This window comes from Rhizorhapis suberifaciens, from assembly GCF_014200045.1.
Lineage (GTDB): Bacteria > Pseudomonadota > Alphaproteobacteria > Sphingomonadales > Sphingomonadaceae > Rhizorhapis > Rhizorhapis suberifaciens.
This window is the reverse complement of sequence record NZ_JACHOV010000033.1, coordinates 1-1,013: the sequence shown is the minus strand read 5'-3', so window position 1 is coordinate 1,013 and position 1,013 is coordinate 1. Positions and strand designations below refer to the sequence as shown.

The 1,013-nt window shown below is 55.8% G+C and carries 1 protein-coding gene; it reads right to left on the bottom strand.

Features of this window, described 5'->3' with window-relative positions; genetic code table 11:
• Positions 1-459: 459 nt before the first annotated feature.
• Complete coding sequence (locus HNQ99_RS16380) at positions 460-834, bottom strand: winged helix-turn-helix transcriptional regulator (RefSeq protein WP_184477642.1); 375 nt, start codon at positions 832-834, stop codon at positions 460-462.
• Positions 835-1,013: the final 179 nt, after the last annotated feature.

Genomic DNA, 1,013 nt, shown 5'->3' with positions numbered 1-1,013 from the left:
AGCAATGCCGACATTCTCGCACGGGTCGAGGAGTTTGGAAAGGCCGGGGCCGACCGCGTGGTACTCAACGTGGTTCGCGAAGACGAAACGCAGCGTGAAGACGGAAAACCCCCCGTCATCATCGGTGACCGCGACGGGATCGAGGGCCTCGCCGAAATCCTTCCTGGAAAGTAAAATATCATTGTTTTTTTAGAGCATGTTCCGATCCGGATTTCGATCGGGACATGCTCTATTTATCTCTTGCTTTCGGCATTCTGCTGCATTGGCCTTGCTACTCGAAGCTGTAGGGCTGTAGCACCATAAGCGAGCCTCTCATCGGCGTGGTCAGCCATCCCTGACCGGCAGGCCGCGCGCCTGCCAGCCTTGAGCGCCGGGATTCGCCATGGATACCTCCCTTTGCAGCAAAAACCGGCATGCGCGGTCGTCTTTCAGAGCCGCTTTTGCAAGCAGGAAGGCCGATCATTCATCATGATCGACCGCCCCCCTCGCCTCGCGCAGTTTGAAAGCCCAATCCGTAAGTTCGGCCATGGACGGACCAAGGGCCTTGCCCATTTCGGTCAACGAATATTCGACCCTCGGCGGCACCTGGGGATAAACCTTGCGGTCGATAATGCCATCCTTTTCCAGCTGTTTGAGCTGCTGAATCAGCATCTTCTGATTCACTCCCTCTATCCGCCGTTCCAGTTCGGCGAACCGGATAGGCGCCTTCGCGCCGAACAGCTGACAGATGATGACGATTTTCCACTTGCCCTCCAGCAGCCGCAGCGCATCCTTTGTTGCGGCGGCCCAGATGAGTTGTTTTTTAGGGTCGTCACACACCCAGTCGCGTCCCATTATACTTACCTTTTATACAGCTTCCCACTTTTCGGTAGGCTATTGCCGATGCCACTGCTTAGGCCTAAACCCGGGTGTAAAGCAAGGAGGATCGAAAAGTGCGTTTTAGCCTATCAGAGACAATGGGGAACTATGAGCATTGGCTGGAGATGGGTGTTGCGGCCGAGGAAGCCGGCTTC

Excerpts from the sequence above, each read along its gene's own strand:
- HNQ99_RS16380 (WP_184477642.1), bottom strand. The coding sequence starts at position 834 with ATGGGACGCGACTGGGTGTGTGACGACCCTAAAAAACAACTCATCTGG.